The 1,206-nt window shown below is 58.5% G+C and carries 1 pseudogene; it reads right to left on the bottom strand.

Annotated elements, in window-relative coordinates:
* Positions 1–1,206, bottom strand: a pseudogene (locus VK92_RS41305) (IS3 family transposase); the annotation flags it as partial.

Here is a 1,206-nt window from a genome sequence, read left to right as displayed (position 1 = left end):
CCCGTTGTAGCACTCAGACTTGAGCGTGCCGAAGAAGCTTTCCATCGCGGCATTGTCGAGGCAGTTGCCCTTGCGCGACATGCTCTGGGTCAGTTTGCGCTTCTTCAGTTGCCGGCGATACGCCGGCATCCGGTATTGCCAGCCTTGATCCGAATGCAATAACGGTTTGTCCTTGCGTCGCAGCTTGGCCAGCGCCTTCTTCAGCATGCCGCTGACCAGTTCGAAGCTTGGACGTCGATCCATCTGGTAAGCCACGATCTCGCCGTTGTACAGATCCATCACCGGCGACAGATACAGCTTCTGCCCGCTGACATTGAATTCCGTCACATCCGTCACCCACTTCTGATTGGCTTGCGTGGCACTAAACTGACGTTGCAGCAGGTTGGGCGCGGCCTGACCGACCTCACCTCGCCAGGAGCGGTATTTCTTCGGGCGCACCAGGGACTTCAGTTGCAACTGCTGCATCAGCCGCTGCACGGCCTTGTGGTTGACGAGATGCCCGGCTTGCCGAATCGCAGCGGTGACGCGTCTATAGCCGTAGCGTCCCTTGTGATGTTCGAACACCGTCCGGATCTTTGCCTTCAGATCAGCGTGGCGATCGTCGGCATTCAGCGTCCCGAGCTGGTAATAGAACGTGCTGCGCGCCAAACCGGCCACCTTCAGAAGTGCTGCTACCGGATGATGCTGTCTGAGCTCGCGCACTATTTGCGTTTTTTCTTTTGCGCTGCCTGCTTCTTGGCGAGCAGCGCATCGAGCTTTTTTAGGTACGCCACCTCCGCACGCAGATACTCGTTTTCCTTGAGCAATTCCTCGCGCGAGCGTTCATCCGGCGTGCCGGCTTCGGTGGGTTTGGGTGGAAGTGATGTGGCCATCTTTCGGGGGCGCCCTCGCGGCCGGGGCGTCAAAGCGTTTATACCGCCTTCATCATACAGACGCGCCCAACGGGCCACGCTACCCGCATCACGGATGTCATACAGCGCCGAGACTTCACGCAGGGACAACTCATCGCGCTGCATATGCTGCAACACCCGCAGCTTGAATGGTGCGTCGTAGCTGCTGTATTTGCTCCGCAGTGCCGCACTGCCATGCAAGCGATACGCTGCGACCCAACGCTGCAGCATACCGTGGTGGATTCCGTGACGGGCTGACAATGCGTCAAAACCGATATCGCCACACAGATACGCGCTGACCACCTGTTGCTTGAAC

This window comes from Burkholderia sp. LK4 (assembly GCF_001043615.1).
In the GTDB taxonomy this organism is placed as follows: Bacteria; Pseudomonadota; Gammaproteobacteria; order Burkholderiales; family Burkholderiaceae; genus Burkholderia; species Burkholderia cepacia.
This window is presented reverse-complemented; position numbering and strand designations above follow the sequence as displayed.